The 17,916-nt window shown below is 34.2% G+C and carries 17 protein-coding genes and 4 pseudogenes; 2 read left to right on the forward strand and 19 right to left on the reverse strand.

From position 1 onward, the window contains the following. Positions 1 to 139: 139 nt before the first annotated feature. From AC3WVA_RS22190 to AC3WVA_RS22215, 6 genes and pseudogenes are all read right to left on the reverse strand, one after another. Positions 140 to 1,135: a PD-(D/E)XK nuclease family protein gene (locus AC3WVA_RS22190; protein ID WP_098881345.1), complete on the reverse strand. Its 996-nt coding sequence runs from the start codon at positions 1,133 to 1,135 to the stop codon at positions 140 to 142. A gap of 26 nt (positions 1,136 to 1,161) precedes the next feature. After that, positions 1,162 to 3,606 carry a restriction endonuclease-like protein gene (locus tag AC3WVA_RS22195; protein ID WP_142342043.1) on the reverse strand — a complete coding sequence of 815 codons (2,445 nt, stop codon included), beginning with the start codon at positions 3,604 to 3,606 and terminating at the stop codon, positions 1,162 to 1,164. After that, positions 3,581 to 6,115 (reverse strand): annotated as a pseudogene (locus AC3WVA_RS22200) (MrcB family domain-containing protein). Before AC3WVA_RS22200 ends, AC3WVA_RS22195 begins: the two are co-directional and overlap by 26 nt. 91 nt (positions 6,116 to 6,206) lie before the next feature. Next, entirely contained in the window at positions 6,207 to 7,178 is a 972-nt protein-coding gene (locus AC3WVA_RS22205) for a tripartite tricarboxylate transporter substrate binding protein (RefSeq protein ID WP_098881348.1), read from the reverse strand. Continuing rightward, positions 7,175 to 7,852, reverse strand: a complete 678-nt coding sequence (locus AC3WVA_RS22210; protein ID WP_098346347.1) for a response regulator — start codon at positions 7,850 to 7,852, stop codon at positions 7,175 to 7,177. Before AC3WVA_RS22210 ends, AC3WVA_RS22205 begins: the two co-directional genes overlap by 4 nt. A gap of 19 nt (positions 7,853 to 7,871) precedes the next feature. Next, entirely contained in the window at positions 7,872 to 9,461 is a 1,590-nt protein-coding gene (locus AC3WVA_RS22215) for an ATP-binding protein (RefSeq protein WP_492322185.1), read from the reverse strand. A 225-nt stretch (positions 9,462 to 9,686) separates the two neighbouring features. On the opposite strand from AC3WVA_RS22215, the gene AC3WVA_RS22220 reads away from it, so the two are divergent. Both AC3WVA_RS22220 and AC3WVA_RS22225 read left to right on the forward strand, forming a co-directional pair. After that, the gene (locus AC3WVA_RS22220; RefSeq protein ID WP_128805725.1) at positions 9,687 to 11,009 is read left to right on the forward strand and encodes an MFS transporter; all 1,323 of its coding nucleotides are present in this window, start codon (positions 9,687 to 9,689) and stop codon (positions 11,007 to 11,009) included. A 131-nt stretch (positions 11,010 to 11,140) separates the two neighbouring features. After that, positions 11,141 to 11,356 (forward strand): annotated as a pseudogene (locus AC3WVA_RS22225) (tyrosine-type recombinase/integrase); the annotation flags it as partial. A gap of 103 nt (positions 11,357 to 11,459) precedes the next feature. Here AC3WVA_RS22225 and AC3WVA_RS22230 read toward each other — a convergent pair. The 13 genes and pseudogenes from AC3WVA_RS22230 to AC3WVA_RS22290 form a co-directional block, all read right to left on the reverse strand. After that, on the reverse strand, positions 11,460 to 11,741 hold the full coding sequence (locus AC3WVA_RS22230; RefSeq protein WP_098346350.1) for a hypothetical protein: 282 nt from the start codon (positions 11,739 to 11,741) through the stop codon (positions 11,460 to 11,462). Positions 11,742 to 11,762: 21 nt separating this feature from the next. Beyond that, positions 11,763 to 11,954 carry a DUF4176 domain-containing protein gene (locus AC3WVA_RS22235; RefSeq protein ID WP_000639128.1) on the reverse strand — a complete coding sequence of 64 codons (192 nt, stop codon included), beginning with the start codon at positions 11,952 to 11,954 and terminating at the stop codon, positions 11,763 to 11,765. A 113-nt stretch (positions 11,955 to 12,067) separates the two neighbouring features. Further along, the gene (locus AC3WVA_RS22240) at positions 12,068 to 12,259 is read right to left on the reverse strand and encodes a hypothetical protein (protein WP_071759192.1); all 192 of its coding nucleotides are present in this window, start codon (positions 12,257 to 12,259) and stop codon (positions 12,068 to 12,070) included. A gap of 11 nt (positions 12,260 to 12,270) precedes the next feature. Next, positions 12,271 to 12,363: pseudogene (locus AC3WVA_RS22245) on the reverse strand (DUF4176 domain-containing protein); the annotation flags it as partial. Between the two features lie 13 nt (positions 12,364 to 12,376). Continuing rightward, positions 12,377 to 13,045, reverse strand: a complete 669-nt coding sequence (locus tag AC3WVA_RS22250) for a hypothetical protein (RefSeq protein WP_341013797.1) — start codon at positions 13,043 to 13,045, stop codon at positions 12,377 to 12,379. 360 nt (positions 13,046 to 13,405) lie between these two features. Beyond that, the gene (locus tag AC3WVA_RS22255; RefSeq protein WP_429603839.1) at positions 13,406 to 13,624 is read right to left on the reverse strand and encodes a hypothetical protein; all 219 of its coding nucleotides are present in this window, start codon (positions 13,622 to 13,624) and stop codon (positions 13,406 to 13,408) included. Positions 13,625 to 14,349: 725 nt separating this feature from the next. Next, positions 14,350 to 14,742 (reverse strand): immunity 50 family protein, encoded by a 393-nt coding sequence (locus tag AC3WVA_RS22260; protein WP_098881596.1) that lies wholly within the window; start codon positions 14,740 to 14,742, stop codon positions 14,350 to 14,352. An 11-nt stretch (positions 14,743 to 14,753) separates the two neighbouring features. Continuing rightward, positions 14,754 to 14,843 (reverse strand): annotated as a pseudogene (locus tag AC3WVA_RS22265) (HNH/endonuclease VII fold putative polymorphic toxin); the annotation flags it as partial. 425 nt (positions 14,844 to 15,268) lie between these two features. Then, positions 15,269 to 15,724, reverse strand: coding sequence for an SMI1/KNR4 family protein (locus AC3WVA_RS22270; RefSeq protein ID WP_098881595.1), 456 nt, complete (start codon positions 15,722 to 15,724; stop codon positions 15,269 to 15,271). Positions 15,725 to 15,743: 19 nt separating this feature from the next. Next, positions 15,744 to 16,196, reverse strand: coding sequence for a YrhA family protein (locus tag AC3WVA_RS22275; protein ID WP_000265347.1), 453 nt, complete (start codon positions 16,194 to 16,196; stop codon positions 15,744 to 15,746). A 151-nt stretch (positions 16,197 to 16,347) separates the two neighbouring features. Then, positions 16,348 to 16,920, reverse strand: coding sequence for an imm11 family protein (locus tag AC3WVA_RS22280; protein WP_098881594.1), 573 nt, complete (start codon positions 16,918 to 16,920; stop codon positions 16,348 to 16,350). Positions 16,921 to 16,954: 34 nt separating this feature from the next. Beyond that, a complete protein-coding gene (locus AC3WVA_RS22285; protein WP_429603847.1) occupies positions 16,955 to 17,212 on the reverse strand; it encodes an AHH domain-containing protein in 258 nt (85 codons plus the stop codon). Positions 17,213 to 17,454: 242 nt separating this feature from the next. Beyond that, the gene (locus AC3WVA_RS22290; protein ID WP_098881593.1) at positions 17,455 to 17,910 is read right to left on the reverse strand and encodes an SMI1/KNR4 family protein; all 456 of its coding nucleotides are present in this window, start codon (positions 17,908 to 17,910) and stop codon (positions 17,455 to 17,457) included. Positions 17,911 to 17,916 lie beyond the last annotated feature (6 nt).

A 17,916-nucleotide genomic window follows, 5' to 3' on the forward strand; every position in this document is an offset into this window, starting at 1 on the left:
CATCAGCTGTAAATTTAGCCATAGAAAAACTGCACCTCCAATTGTTAGACTGTGTCTAACAATTGGGGTGCAGTTCAATCTCATATACTCTTCTTCCCATAGCTAATAATACGATTTATCCGACTAATATTTATCTAATCTATTTCACAATTACATCTATCATTTTTAAAAATTTCTCCACTTTACCTAAAACTCCCATCGTTCCAGGAATATCAATTCTTCCTTTTCCATCTCCCACTCTATAATCCCTCACCACAGCAACTGTCATATATCGCCCATTGCCAAACCTAGGTTTCTCCATATTAAAAGAATAATTATGACTTCGTTCAATCAGCGCTTTACTCCACTTATCCCTAAGTTCTTTTCTTCTATCCTTATCAGCAACATGTATTTTAAAACATAAACGTCCTTCTTCTAACTGCAAATACTGCTTACAATTATTATCTTCTTGTTCATTCCACCATAAGGCATAGAACCCACCATTCGGATTAGCTACATACCCATATTGACCTTTGATCCCGCGTTGCTTTAACTCCTCATAAAACCCTTCCCAAGCTTTACCTTTCCATTCGCTTAATGGAAGTGTCTTATATGAATCATATTTTTGCTCTATTTCTCTTAAATAAAAATAGTAATCTAAAAATATTTGATCTTGAACGCCTCTATCTATATTTTCTTGTAAAAATTCAAGCATTTGTTTTCTTGTAAACAACATATACTTTGCATCAATCACTGCTGAATAATCACTTTGATTACCTATTTTATAGTAGATGGGTAATAGGTCGCTCTCTTTGTATTTTTCTAATTTAACCACTTCTTCATAATAACGCTTCAATTGATTAGAATGCTCTTTTGTATATGTTTTATCTTCAATTAAAATAGCCTGATTACCGTTAACTTCAATAAGTATATCTAAACCTTTAAATTGTTTCGTAACCTTAATTTCTTTAATAGAAGCTGGAAAGTTCTTTTTATGTAAGTCATATATTCTTCTAATAAAATCTATACCAGCTTCATGTAAGCATTTATCAGTTTCTTTATAGACTGGGTTCGCCCACTCTGCTAGCCAACAAATAAAAGCATCTTGCGACAACTCACTTGTTCCATGTGAAAATAAATTCGGTCTCTTATCCATTACTTAATCCCCTTTGTATCTAAGCACTATTCCTCAACATGTAATACTTCTAAAACTTCCTTAAACAACACCGATCCTCTCCCAACAACCAACTCCAAAGGAACCTCTTTAACTCGCCCATCTCTCCCCACCATAACAACCTCCTTCTCATAATCAACCCAAATCTGAACATCCTGTACATAATAACTCTTAATAGAAGAAGCCTCATCTAAGTTGTTATGATCCAGTTCCACCTTAACTTGCTTCGTAAAACGACGCAGTGTTTTCCAAAGAGTTCGTTCTTCCTTTGATTTCATGAAGAGTTCTGGGAGTTCTTGTACTTCTTTTAATAACGACATAGTTGTTATTGTGTATGTTTGAATGCCATATCCTACTGGGCGGATGAGGTGGTCTAGTTTTTTCCATGGCTCTAGTTCGAAATGTACATACTCATCGTTTTGTTGCATTTGAATATACTTGATTTTGGCTACGTATTGGATTCCGCCTTTTTCTCCGTGCCATTTTTTCGGTGCATATAATGCTATGTACTTTGCTTCTTGCCACCCTGGTTTTAGTTGTGTGACTGGTAGCTGATATAAGCCTTCTTTCCTATATGTTTCATAGTCGACTTCAGTTTTTACGCTGCCCACTAATACTTTTTCTTCTAGTGAAGACTGCCATTCTTCTTTTGTCCCTCTCGGAAGGATGCCTTCTCTTATAATTTCTTCTGGGCTTTTTTCAATGAGATGGTCTAGAAATTGTTCGACTAGTCTTGTTGCGTTTGGTAAGAATGGAAAGCCACCGATATTTACTTTTTCGATACTTTTATAAAATGGATGGTTCTCGTACGCTTCCTCTTGGTTCCATGGGAATAATACGTACGCTCCGTAAGCTGTCCGCTCAAAAGGTCCATCTTGTTCCACAACTAATGCATCTCTGTAGCGGTGCATTATATTAATGTCTTCTTCCATTGGGCCAGGAGTACCATACTTCTTTTTATAATAAGACCTTTCAGCAAAATCAATTCGGTATTTCGCATCAAAAATGTATTGATATTGATAGTTCTTTCCCTTTTTCTCAATAGCGAGCATCGTATCTGGCTTTTGTGTAACTGTTGGCAGTCTACCGTTCCTTTTCTGGAAATACAGTTCTATTACTTCACCAGTGACTGGATGCTTGAACGTTCTTTTTGCAGTTTTACTTTCATCAAGCGTTACGTATAACCCGTCTTGCTTAACTTGAATAACATCTTGATGGAGCGGTATATACTTTTTCGATAGAATTTGTCCAAGTTTTAAATACGTCCAGTATTCGTATAATCTAGCAACATCTTTTACCGACATTTTGAATATTTGTCCTCGTAATGTTAAACCTCGCGATAGCATTAAGAAGATTTGATACGCATCTCTATAGCCTGCCGCCATTTGGATAACGAGTGAAAAGACTGAGCGATCTAATTTTCCTATTCCTCGCCAAAATGGATCGTTCACTTCATTTTTCATTCGATACTTCATATTTTTTACACGCTCTAGTAAATCTTCATCAGTTACACCACGTGTATATCTAGACTTTGGCTCTAGCGTCTTAAGTAAATCTTCTATTTTATGTACGACTCTTTGAATCATCCATTTAACAAATCGATTTTCCAGCGTATCATAAGATACTTCCTTATAAGCTGTAATACCTTTAGTCGGTATACTGTTTTCTCCTTGCAGCAAGTGTGGTCGCTTTCGCAAATAGTTCATTCCGACAGAATCCAATTTACGAATTTTTTCTCCTCGTACAAGTTGATGCCTAGTCATAAGCGTATGATGCGGTTGCCTTTTAATATGAGAGATTGACTTCATAAATCGCTCAAAGGAATCATTTAAAATACGATAAAATTCACTCTTCGATGGATTGGTAGCGTAAATTGCAGATGCTCCTAAGTAAGTTCTCTTTAGTAGATGAAACGCTAAATTATAAATTTCATCATTTACCTCATCTAATAAAGCTTTATAATCATCCTTATAATCAAGTTTTACTGGAAAAACTTCAAATGTAACGGTTAATAAAGTTTCTTTATCATCTTTAATTTCAAACGTTGTATTTCCTACTTCATTCGGAAAAGAAAGCTTTCCCATTAACACGTGAAGTGATCCCATTTGAATGGAACTAACTTGCTTTCGAAATCCCGGATGTTCATGATAAAAAGAGAGCTGCTTGTTATTTTTCGGAACAACAACAAGCTGATAACTTCTATTTTCAAAAAAGATTGGTGGGTGTTCGTTCCATTCATCTAGCCTCTGCAATCTCGCATCAAATACAGAAACGGATTCCGCCTTCCCATCTACACGAAAATACATCATTTCATCTACGTGCATAGCTTGATATTCTTTTAAACTCTCGTATTTTTCATGATAAGGATTTCCCTTAATCGTCAATGATAGCTCTTCTGTTTCAATCTTAACTAGCTCTATCTCATTATTAGATCCAGAAAGAGGTGAAACCATCATACTCGAACCTCCTTAACATATGAGATAGCTTGTTAGCTGAACGAGGATACTTAGCATATGAAGCGTCATTATTAGCACTATCATATTCTTCATTTGCACATAATACATACAACTGCTTCAATACCTCTTCTGTTCTTCCATCGCTCCCCGCAATACGCGGTAAAATCTTTTGATATATTTGATAATCAAGTGCTTCATCAAATGACAATAACTTTCCTTGTTCGTTGTATGCCATATAGAAACAAATTTCATCTCGTATACGGTATCCAACTTGAGCACCTACTGATTCAAGTATTTTATTTATTTCTATTAAAACGTTCGATATACTTCTTACAAGATCTTCATTTTCTTTAAAGCATTCTTTTAAATGAAGATACTTGGTTGCTAAAGAGCTATTAGAAACAATTTCAGCTTCCTTCTCTTCCATATCCATTAAGAAATTAAAATAATCTAAGTTAACGGTATTAAACTCAATTGTATTCGCGCGATCTAATACTTTCTTACTTAACGGATGTGTCGTTTCATCCATATTTACCGTCCCGATAATATATATATTTGATGGAATCGTAATATGCTTATTCGTAATTGATTCTGGAAGAACTGGTGACGTAACAATTTTTCTATCTTTCCATTTACGACTTTCAATTACACTTAAAAAGTCACTAAAGTAGTACTCCACTCGAGCTAAGTTCATCTCATCCAACACTACAAAGTACGGTCTATTTGGATTTGCATCTGCAGCTTCAAGCACCTTAATTAACGGTCTTTCTTGAAACTCGCCTTGAAGATTCACATAGCCAAGCAAATCAGAACTATCACTCCAATCAGGTCGAACTGGAATGAGCGTAAATTGTCCATTCTCTTCTGTTGCCCCTAAACTCTCCGCAAACCACTGCACAATTTTCGTTTTCCCTGTACCTGAAATACCTGATAAAATCACAAATGGCTTCGTCTTTAATGAAAGGAAGAAATTAATAAGATCTTTTTTCTCATAAAAGAAACCTTTACTTTGAATATAAGAAGACACATGATCAATAATGGATTGCTGATCTAAATGAACTTCTTTCCTCCCATAAATCACTTCATATTTCGTTCCTTCCTCTTTATACGCTATGAATCCCTCATAATAGCGAAGCATTTCTTCTAGATCCTCTACTAACTCTTTTTCACTTGGCATTTTATTAGCATCGTACGCAATATATGCAGCTGTTGAATTCGCATAGCCTTTCGCTTTTGAGCTTGTCCCTAGGAAAATCTCATCATCTTTTTTCACATTTTGGGACATATGTATTTGCTCGCGAATTTCTTCTTTAATTTTATCCAATTCCTCTTTATCCGTTTTAGTTACTCCTTGCGCTATCGTTAAATATAATCGTTCCATATCTTCACTAAATAAGTAAACGATATAATAACCTCTCTGTGTGGATGTCGTAATATCTTTATTCATAATTGCAAGCCACGGAACAGCAGCCCAGTTTCCTTGTCCAATTGATCCTGTGACAACATACTGATTATGATCAATAAATGGTAACCTCGTTATTTCCGTTGTCATCTCATTCCTAACAACCGCTCCCATTTTATGACCCGCAAATCTTTCTGTTCTTGCCTGTAAATACTCATTCATAACAGTTAAAAACTTTTCACGTAAATTACTGTTCATACTATCGCCCTTTTCCCCATCATCTTTTACATATTGTTCAACAGGAATCCATTCATCATTAATTAGTCCTACTTGTTCAAGCCAATCTAGTAGGTTATTTGTTCGCCGCTTCGCTACTGATTCAACCATCAAATTATCTCCTAATGAATTTCGGACAATCGTCATTCCCAAATCAACTAGAGCTGCTTTCTTTTCATCCTTTGAATACTTCTCTAACAACCCAAGAACAAATAAAGCATGACGGAAATATTCTTGTTTTAAAACTAGCTGTGCCATGTAGTTTTTCTTATCTTCCGATTGAACATATTCGCTTAATAGCAGCTGATTCATTTCATGAGATTCATTCAAAAAGCCCAACAACCTTAAATCTTGACGCGCGCGAGACTTCCTACTATATAAATTTCCATCCATTTGTTCACTTAACGTACTTGGATTATATGTACCATTTATTATCTCTTCTAAGAAGAGTATGACTTTATCATATTTTTCACTTGGTAGATTATCGGTTTTGAATTCTTTAAATGTAATAGCTCCCGATTCTTTTACATCCACAAATGGAAGCTGTGAAAAGAAAGCTACCAAGAAAGTATTACATTCACCCGCTTGTCCAAAATCTTCACTCTTTACTGTACGCATAGCGATAAATTTTCTCCAAGCATCCTTAAGAATTTCAAAACTCACTTTAAAATAAGGTGATGCTTCTTCTTCATATTGCTCACGTCAAAATTTAGCTTCAACGTATAATCTTTCATCATCTTTATTTATAACCAAATAAGTTTTATCACCATTTATATCTTCAACCTGCTCCGTTAATTTAGCCAATTCAATTATGAGTTGCTCTAACATTTTCATCCCCACCGTTACAATTAATTACAATTACTACTATTTTACCAAACTATGTATAAAAGAAAAATCATACACCATACCGTATGATCTACTAATTCCTATTATTCCTCACTAACTCCCCATACTCCTGACTACTCCGCTCAAGAAATATCCTAGTCTCCCCACTATCCTTATAATAAGAATTCCACCCCCGCTCCCTCAAAATCCCCTTCCAACTATCACTCTCCACCATCCTCTTAATAACACTATCCCAATAAGCAACCTCTTCCTCCGTCATATCTTTCGGGCCCATAATACCTTTCCAGTGCTGGAAGATAACGTTGATTCCTTGTTCTTTCCATGTTGGGATTTCTGGTAGGCGGTCTAGCCGTTTTGGTGCAGATACAGCTAGTATTTTTATTTTGCCGTATTTGTATTGTTTTTCGGCTTCGGATAGGGTCATGGTTGCGGCGCCTATTTGTTTGTTCGTTAGGGCGTTTATGATTTTTTCTTTGTTTTCGTAGACGAAGAATTGTAGTTCGACAGGGTTTATGCCGAATGCTTTGCTTACTTGTACGAAAGATAGGTGATCGTCGTTTCCTAGGCCTGGGGCAACGCCGATTTTGAAGTTTTTCTTGTTTTGTTTTAGTTGTTCCATTAGTTGTTTTGCGTTTTCTATGTTTGATTCTTTTGATACGACAACGACTTCCCAGTCTGATGCAAGTAGCGCGAGCGGGGTGAAGTCTTTATATGTTAGTTTACTGTGGCCTAGTAGGTTGTTCGTTATGAGTAAGCTTGAGTTAATCGCCAGTACGTGACCACCTTTTTGTTTCGTATATTTCCATCCGACGTCACCGCTGCCACCTACTTTGTTTGTGACTGTGATTGGTTTTGTGAAGATTTTTTCTTCTGTTAGTGTTTTTTGCATTGCCCGTGCTGTTAAGTCCCAGCCTGCGCCTTGAACGTTTGGTGCAACGATTTCTACTTTGTCGATGTTCACTTTATTCGTATGGGATTTTTCCGAGGAACAACCAGCTATTACTCCTGTCATGATCCATATACATAGTAATAATCGTTTTTTCATAGTCCTCGCCCTATTCGATATTTTCGTTCTGGTCGTCCGATAATGCCGTATGTGTACTCTACTGTGCATTCGCCGGTCGCTACTAAGTATTCTAAATATCTTCTTGCGGTTGTTCTGGAGGCACCCATTTGTTCTCCCATTTCTTCTATTGTAATGCCCTCTTCGAATCCTTTTATAATCCCTTTCACTTTTTGCAGTGTTAACGGATCCACACCTGTCGGTAAGTTTTTTATGTCTTGTGTTTGCGAAATGCCGAAGAAGTTATCGATGAGTGCTTGATTCACTTCATCGTTACTACGTAATAATTGCTTCTTTCTTTTATAGTCTTCAATTGTGCGAACGAATTTTTCTAACGTGACCGGTTTTATAAGGTAGTTGCTTACGCCGTTTCGAATTGCTTTTTCTAACATATGGTTTTCATTTGCCGCAGTAACCATAATGACGTCAACGTTTGGAAAGTTAGCATGGATTTTTGGCAATAAATCCGTACCGATTCCGTCTGGTAAATAGTTATCTAATAGAAGCAAATCGATTTCTTCCCTTTGTAGTAGTTCCATCGTTTCTTTCGCGTTCAATGCTTTTCCAATCACTTTTACGTCCTTTATTTTTAATAAAAACTCTTCCTGAATTTGTGCGACGCGGAAATCATCTTCTGCAATTGCAACCTTCAACATATGCCCATCCTCCTGTTTGTCATATACTTTCTCTCAATGTTTTCGGAAGGTAAATTGTAAAAATTGCTCCCCCATTTTTCTCGTTTTGAATTTCAATTGTGCCCTCTAGGACATCTACCATTTCTTTTACATTGGCTAGTCCGTAACCACGATCATTTCCTTTCGTTGAAAATCCTTTTTGAAAAATGGTCGTTATTTTTTCTGCCGGTATCCCTATCCCACTATCTATTACTTCAAATACAATATCGTGCCCAATATCCGTAACAAAGAAGGAAACATTCTTTTCCTCTTGCCCACTCACCGCATCAAATGCATTGTCGATTATGTTTCCAAGTATCGTAATGAGGTGCGAAACTTTTATATGATCTGGTAATGGATGAAGTGCACTATCTCCTTCAATATGAAAATCAATTTTCTTCTCAGACGCTGTTCCGATTTTCCCTAATAAAATAGCTTGTACTTTCGCATCATGAATTTGATGGAATAAAATATGGTTTTGGTTTTGATGAATATTAGATTCTTGTTGGATAAATTCAATCGCTTCTTTGTAATGTCCTAACTGAAGTAATCCTGATAAGACGAAAAGCTTATTTGTAAATTCATGTGTTTGAGCACGTAAGTCCTCTGAATACTTTCTTACCTCAGATATTGTGTTCACAAGGTTTTGCAGTTCTGTTTTATCTCGAAAACTACATACAACACCTACCGTACTGTTATTTTCGAGTATCGGCGTCCTATTTAAAATAAACACTTTATCTTGAAACGCGATTTCTTGATCGTTTTCTAGCACTCTCTCCATATTAAATTCTGGTAAAACTTTTGAAATGTGCTGCTGCATATAATCACCATTTACATGTAGCATCTCTTCTGCCGACGTGTTCATCATCGTAATAAAACCATTTTGATCAATGGCGATAATCCCTTCTTTTATAGATAGTAATATCGCACTTCGTTCCCGGTATAGCGCTGCGATTTCATTCGGTTCCAAACCGAGTGTATCTTTACGAATGCTACGTGCTAAGAGAATGCCACCCACAATTCCAGCTAGTAATACAGCTAAGGAAAAGAGTATAATTTCTTTCGTTCTGCTCAGTATGTTAGATTCAATACCTTTTATTAAAAACTCTACTGTTACAACGCCTACGACTTGATCGTAGTCTCCGTTATGAACAATAATGGGCGCCTTCGCCATTAAAGCAGGACCACTTTCACCATTTCCTTCAAGCGTATAATAGCCACCAAAAGTGAGTGCCTCATAGTTATATGGATTGTTACTCTTTGTGCCAATTAACTCCGAATTAGAATGGGAATACATCACCCCAAAGCGATCTTCTATAATGACATAATCTGCGCCAGCTTGCTCACGAACTTGTTCCGCAATGGATTGAATCGTACTTTTATGCTCGTTATTTTGAAAAGCATCTTTTATAGCAGGCATAAAAGAAAGCGACTTCGCTGTTTGTAGCGCTAGCTGCTCCACTTGGCGCTTCGTATCAACGGACTGAATGTACACAAATATTCCCGCTAATAGGAGAACGACAAATAAAATTAACGCAATAATTAAGCTTACTATTTTCGTTTGTAATGACACTTTGCGTGATTTCTTCATGCTTCATATCCTTTGATAAAATATTCAAAACTATCAATCTCCTTTTTCTATTATTATGACAAAACTAATAATGAAGCAACTATAAAAACTCTCCATGTACATAAAGTACAAAAAGAATAAAATTGTCATAATATTGAGATTTCACTCTACAGACAGTACAATTCAACTATAATGAACACGCTTTCATAATTATCATTTTATTTATAAGCACGAGGAGGAATGATTATGGCTCAAGCAAAATCTAATCGAGTCGCCGGCAATATTTTCAAAGGTTCAGTCGGCAATTTAATTGAATGGTATGATTGGTACGTTTACTCTGCTTTCGCTGTTTACTTTTCAGCAGAGTTCTTTCCTAAAGGAGATCCAACGAGCCAGTTACTGAACACAGCAGCTATTTTCGCAGTTGGGTTTTTAATGCGCCCTATCGGCAGTTTATTAATGGGACGCTATGCGGATCGGCACGGACGCCGGGCAGCGTTAACGCTTTCGATTACAGTTATGGCTGGTGGTTCTTTAATTATCGCCTGTACCCCTAGTTACGAAAGCATCGGTATTATGGCACCAATTATTTTAGTTCTTGCCCGTTTACTACAAGGATTATCACTTGGGGGAGAGTACGGAACTTCTGCCACATATTTATCTGAAATGGCTAGTAGTGGTCGCCGGGGCTTTTATTCAAGCTTCCAATATGTAACGCTCGTTGCTGGACAAATGGTTGCGTTAGGCGTTCAAATTGTTCTTCAGCAATTACTAAGCGAACCAGATATGAAAGCATGGGGATGGCGTATTCCATTCATTATTGGGGCGATGGGCGCAGTAGCTGTATTATGGCTTCGCCGCACGATGGATGAATCGGAGCAGTTCGCAAACATAAAATCACAAAAACGCGAAAGCGCAGGAACCGTTCGCGCTCTTATGAAACACCCGAAAGCAGTATTAACAGTAGTCGGCCTAACATTAGGAGGCACTGTCGCATTCTATACGTACACAACATATTTACAAAAGTTCATGGTAAACACAGTCGGTCTTCCGAAAGAAGTTGTAAGCTGGATTAACTTTGTCGCACTACTTATTTTCGTCGTACTTCAACCAATTGCGGGGCTACTATCCGATAAAATTGGACGCCGCCCACTATTAATGGCTTTCGGTATTCTCGGAACGTTACTAACAGCACCGATCTTCTTCTTCCTAGAAAAAACGACAGAACCAATCGTAGCATTCTTACTCATGATGGTCGGTCTTATTATCGTTACTGGTTACACATCGATTAACGCAATTGTAAAAGCAGAACTCTTCCCGACTGAAATTCGCGCACTTGGCGTAGGTTTACCGTATGCACTAACCGTTGCGATATTCGGCGGAACAGCCGAGTTCATCGCTTTATGGCTAAAGAGCATCGGAATGGAATCACTATTCTACTTCTACGTAGCTGGATGTATCGCGATCAGCTTTATTACGTATTGGCGTATGGATGAGTCATCGAAGACTTCGCAGATTGAGGCGGAGCTTGGTGGTGGGGATACACTAGCTAATAATAAGTCTAGTTAAAATTATGTATTCTATAATCTTCGTTTATCTGAACTCGATTTGCTTTATCTAAAAAAGCATAATTCATTCATATATAATTTAAAAACCTCTACTTATATGTAGAGGTTTTTGTATGACGAAAAAACACGTATTATCGACAATTGCAAAAAGCCGGAGATTTTGCCGATGTAGAATCCATTGGTACTCACACCATGCGAAAAACCTTCGGCTATTGGTTCTATAAACAAACAAAAGATGTGGCTATGTTACAAGAAATTCTTAACCATAGCACACAACACATCACCCTGAAATATATTGGAATTAATATAGAGGAAAAAGATAATATTCTTGATGCATTTCAAATTTAATTTACTTAAAATTACTATTTCAATCATCATAAAAAATAATGAAACTGTATAAAAAAGACCTTTTATTTTAAAATAAAAGGTCTTTTTTATACACATATATGTATTAAGATTTATATTTTTTTACTGTACAAGGAATAGTTACAATGTACAAATCTATAGCATAGATTGTAACCCAGATACCTTTACCTTCAGCTTCTAACTTTTTATCTAGTTGAGACAAATGCTCTGAAACTTTTCTTTTTCCCCATCTTCTAGGAAACCATTGAAAAACCTTAGGAACATTATATTTTTTATTATACCAAGTATTCAATCTCCAAAAAATGAAAAAAACCAAAACAATAATTATGATACGAAAAATATCAGAATATAAAATTCCTAAAACCATATTATATTTTCTCCATTTCCACTAAAACTCAGATAATTTACTTCTTAATTCTAATTCATCCTCTGTTTCGAAACCCTTAAATAATAAATGAATTATTTGATTATGATTAAAAAACACATTATATTCTTTTGATAAATTACCATGAGGATATGGGCAAGAAACATAATCCCATAATTTATTATCAGCTTGTTGTTGCTTTCTTCCATAAATCATAAGAGGTTGATTAATTTCTTCTATGTAATCCTGTAAAATTATATTGTGGAAATTCCCCTTTAAATCCTTAATGATTTATTCATATTTTGAATTCCCCTATCACATAAGTAATATCATTTCTTATTAAATTTACTGTGCACTAGTTCAAATAATTTATTTGCACCAAGTGAAATTGCGCCAATAATAAGAACACCCATAATAAAATAAATCTTTTTAAATAAGTTGTAAGGAGATAAAATAGCAACTACAAGAAGTATTATAATTGCAACGAATGTGACTAATTTCCCAACTTTAAATGCTTGCATATCAGCTTTCCTCCTTCTAGATAAAAACAGCCAATATAGTCATACATCACAGGTTCTTTAACCATAAGTTTTTGTTTCCTTCCATAAATCACAATACTTAAAATTCAATAAACCTCTTTAAAAGGTTTCATGTGTTCTACCCCCATCTTCTATATGCTTCCTTAAATAATAATACCTATGGAGTTCCATAATGAAATGAAACAACATAAACGAAAGCATGGAGTATACACACATTAATACAATTGCTATCATCTTTTGTGTTGCAAAACCAAGACTGATATTAGCAACGAGTTGACTCAATCCTATAAAAGCCACTACTCCGAAACCAGAGTTTTCTTTCGATGATTTTGATTTTTTGATTGGTTCCTGAAGTTTTTTAATATGATTTTTATAATAATGATTCAAAGCAAAAATATACAAACCAACCGAAAAAATAAAATAGATAGGAGTTTGTAATCCTAACATTCCATATGCAAACTTTTGGGTTATAACTAATAATCCTACTGAACATACGATTCCAAATACCCCACGAAATAGAGTGTATTGTAATTGCCGCTTCCTAGGATTTATAACAATCCATATTGCCCATACATTTAAAAAAGCAACTGGTGGAACTATTATGTACATATATATCGGTTGAACAGGATTCGCAAAAGCAGGTAAAAGCACAAATATATCTGCTATCCCAATCACAAGAGTAATTATAGTCGATCTTATATCATTTACAGCATAAAGAGCCATATAATATTCAAAAACTTTTTTATTAAAATCTGTATTTTTTTTCATGTTAATTAAACCACCCCGCTACTGTTCACTAAGTTTTTTTCGCACCCGTTTTCACCATATCTTCTAGCTTAACTACTGTTCCAATTGGTAATAGTTTCATTGATAATTTTTCCTCCTAAATATTAAATGAATTTTCCGAATTATAAATCTACTATTTTTTCTTATTTTCTATACGTTTATAGATATACTCTACTGTAAAGTATGCAATAACATTGCAAATTAGCAGCAAACCTATAAGTAAAATTTTATCTTCTAACCGTATAGTAGAAGAAGCCCCAATTAACAACATAAACATAATACATACAGTAAAAGTCAGAATTCTATTTATTGTACGCATATCTTAATTACTCCAGTCTTATATTAATCCCGTTTTTTTGTAAATTTATCATAAAATTTCTCTTGCGCCCACCGTCCGAATTTCAAAAAACATATTAAACCTGCTCCCAAAAGAATGAGAACGATAGTTCCTAACAACTTTTCCCACCAATTGTTGGATGGAGTAATCATTAACCCTATAATAGATACGGATATTACGATATAAACTAAAATATATAATGGTTTATACGATGGTGTTTTCATATCATTTTTTCTCCTCAGGTTTTTCAAATTTAAAACTACTTTCCACAGTAAACCCCTCTAAAACAGGAACTGTTATACCAGTTTCTTTTCCAGCGCTACCTTTCAAACCTATTGCGCCCAATCACAAGAGTAATTATAGTCGATCTTATATCATTTACAGCATAAAGAGCCATATAATATTCAAAAGCTTTCTTATTAAAATCTATACTTTTTTTCATATTAATTAAACCACCCTGCTATTGTTCCAATCGGTAAAAGTTTCATAGCTATTTATTCTCCTTTTTTCTAAATTTATCCATAATATTATGAGCAACTATATTCCATAGTAAAGAAAGTACGGTAACAAAAAGTACAGCTAAAGAAAAATAAATCCTATCCTTCCATGTATCATGTACAATCATGCCCAGTATAATCATTATTAACGCACCAACACATATAACTATTTTTGAAAATTTTTGCATTCTATTATCTCGCTTCCTTCTCAAACTTAAATGAAACTCCTGCGGAATCTATAACCATACCCACCTATTATAATCTCACCTTTGACACTTCTATCATAATCACCTAATACAGGTATATAATCAGGTATCTTAATTTTAGTAATTTCCGCTTCATATGTTTGCAATACTATCAACGTTTCAAATGTCCTTTATACATTCCTTATTTAACCCCAAAATATTAAAATATGAATATTATAAAAATTAACTATCTACTTCCCATCAAAATTATGGTAATCCTATTAAACCTGGGGTTACCCCTTCTACCTTTGCCCATTCAAACGAGCACTCAACTAACATTTGATTCTTACACTTAATTTTTAATAAACCCTCTTCTTCTATCGTATTTATTTCAAAATAATCAATTATATTTTCTGTACCTAAACCTTTTATTGTTAAATTATGAATAGTAAAGAAAGATATCTCTACATAAATTACATCCCACTTATTCCATCGCTTTGGCTTGTTTTCAACATTTTCCTTTGTCATCAATTGAATAACTAAAGTCGGACCATCTCTTTTAAGACGCACCTCTAATAACTCTGATTCTTCCAACTTTGGTATTTTCCCAAAAATACTAATTAACGCTTGTGGATTTAAAAATTTAAATTGATCAATCATTTTTATACTCCCTATTTATTATTTCTCTTCTCAAAATAATAATGATCCTCCATACCATCTACCTGTCCTGTTCGTGTATTGTATTCAGGTCTTACATTATGATGCGGTGGATGATCTCCAACTCCACCTTCTCCAAACTTATGAGCCTCTGAATGATCTTGATTGACCTTTTACTTCATATGTAAATTCTCGAGTCATAATAGGCTGTTTATTATCATTTAATATCCTTTTACCATTACTATCTGTTAATGGTACCATTTTTTTACTAATCGGGTGTTGAAATCTAGGTATATTTAATTGTCTTTTAATTTCTTTTAAACTAGCCCCCCTAGATTCATGAGAATTTTCCCCCTCAATCTTCTTAACTTGGGGATAATATTAAAAAGACTTATGCGTAATTCACATAAGTCTTACTTTTGTTACTCATAATTAATTATTATTTGTCTTTGCAATCACATAAGCTAGAAAACACTTCTTAAAAGGACGAACCAATAATGCACACTCTACAAAATAGAATTGATATCTATTAAATATAATAATCAGGATTTCCTTCCATTTTTATTAAAAATTCTTCTAAAGAATCCGCTATTTTCGTTGAACCATAATATATAGGACATTGACCTAATTCATTTTCCTGCTTAAATTTAATTGTTAAAAAGCTAATCTCTGATACTTCAAAAAATACTAGTGATTCTTCATCATCGACATCGTCCAAATTAGGATTATATTCATAAATATCTTGTCTTAAACGAAAATCTACAACAGAAAATGGGTCCATGAATCTGTTAATAAGAGTCTTATTAGTCTTTAAAAATCCATAGCCAATTTCCTCATAGAAACGCTTTAGTTCTTTTGGAAACTGCATTTTCAACAAATCTTCTGCTTCTGCTATCTCTTCTTTTGGTAAAGGATAAAAAATAGGTGTTTGATTAGATTTAACACTCTTGTCTGCTACAACATATTTTTTCAAAAAGTTAAACATAATTTTTACTACCTCCTTACTAAAGAAGAGTTGGTTTCAATGCTTCCTCAAGCATTGTATTGAAATCATTATATGTTTCCATCACTGTACCAGATGGTTTATCAAGTTCTAAGTAAGTACCTTCAGATATGTTTTTACAAAACCATGCTATATCTGAATCTCCAAGGAAAAGGTACTCTTGTTGCCACTCATTCTCATACCAAATCTTATTATTTTCTAAAAGTCCATAAACTGTTTCATCTCTTTCTGTTTCTAGTAAAGAAGGGTCAACTCCATAAATTATCAGACCATCAAATTCGAAGCCATTTACAGTTCTAAGAAATTCCTCATACTCATTAGGCAAATCAATATTAAAGCTTTCTTTAACACGTTCTCTTAATCTTTGAACTTCAGTATCTTTTGCTGGTTTATTCAGTTTGAGGTTAAAACTTTTCATTGTTTTTTCAACTTCTAAAAGCGTATCTTTCCACATATAAAAACCTTCTTTCTCAATTTATTCCCCTTTAGGATAAATATTATATTTTGGTATAGGCCAATCTATATCAATACTCTCTCCATCTTGTAAGTGTCTAGTTAATGTAAACCATTGCTTCAGCTTCTATCAGTTATTTTAGGCCTTTCTTTTACATGTTTGCTTCTGAATCCCATACCTCTATAAATTCAAAACCTTTTAAATCACTTTCTAACACTGTATTTCTAAATTCATCTGATACAAAAATGGAAGGAATATGTAATATTTCATTTAAGTAAACTTTGAATATTGTTTGGTTCTTAACCAGATTAGGTAAGAATGCGTATTTTTTGAAATCTATTACTAAACCAGAACGTAGTTTCTTTAGTATAGCTTTCTCATAGTCAATAGCATCTATTGCATTTAAAACGTTAATTATATAATACACTTCTCCCGTCACATCATGAATTAGGGGAAGAAATTCTACATTATCACCAAGTATAGACTCTAAGAATTTTTTAGCTTTCCCACTAACCATTGGTGTACCAACTTCTCCCCAAAAATGAGGCAAATCACTTTGATTTCCTTCTTCTACACATTTAATACGTATTTCTCCCCATGAATCAGATGCTTTTACTGCTGAGTCAATTTTTCCTTCAAAATACTTTTTAGAATCTTCTTCTAAGTTCAATAGTTGAAAGGATTCATAGTCATCAAATGAACTCTTTAATTCCCAAATCTTCATTTTTACTCTCCTTTGTTATTTTTCTATTATAAGATTACTCTTTCTTCGGTTTATTTAATTTTAATTCACCATTCAATAACCGTTCTCTTATATCATGTAAGGCGTCAACAGCATCTTCTTGAGTACCGTCCCGTTTCTTAACAAGACTTAATACTCTCTCTACTTCAAGTATGTACTCTGAACTATGATTTCCTATGTGTAAGACTTCAGTAGTCACGTATTCATTAACTTTATAAGGTAAAAATACTCCATTAGCCGTCGAATCATGGTCTATCCAAATTCCTTTAATAATTTTTGTGCCTTTTCTGCCCTACTATCGTTCCAAGGTGTTAGATGATGTGCTGCATTAGAATATGGGGGTGGTTCAATCCCTGCATCCTTAAGTTCTTCACGTAATATTCTAGATGCTGTATACGAATCAGAGTACATATTAATTACTATAAAAACAATAAAAACTTCTTCTTAACTTGGGGATAATATTAAAAAGACTTATGCGTAATACACATAAGTCTTACCTTTGTTACTCATAATTAATTATTCGTCCTCGTCTTCATAATCACGTAAGCTATTAAGCAATTCAGTAAAAGATGAACAAACAGGATAAATTGCTTTTTCTATCTCTTCTTCCTCATGTTCCCAAAATACAATAGTTGGTGATTGAGAATTATTCCGATAATCAAAGCATAAGTGATTTCCAAACGAATCTTTGCCAAAAGGATATACCTTATCTACTAATCTATCTTTTATATCTTCATATACTTGAATCATGGAATTTCTACTTTCTAAATCAAAAGTTAAAAGTTTACTAAACACATTTTCATCTTGATTAGGTATATCAAATATTTTAGGGCGTGGATAACCACCATCATATTTTTTCACACATTCAATAAAATCAATAGGAAATTTAACACCCAAATATTGTTCTACTTGTTGAATATGTTCATCTGTAATTTCTTTTTTATTTACCCCAATCCAAGTAACATTATTCATATATAG

Source organism: Bacillus sp. EB106-04-02-XG92, assembly GCF_058791995.1.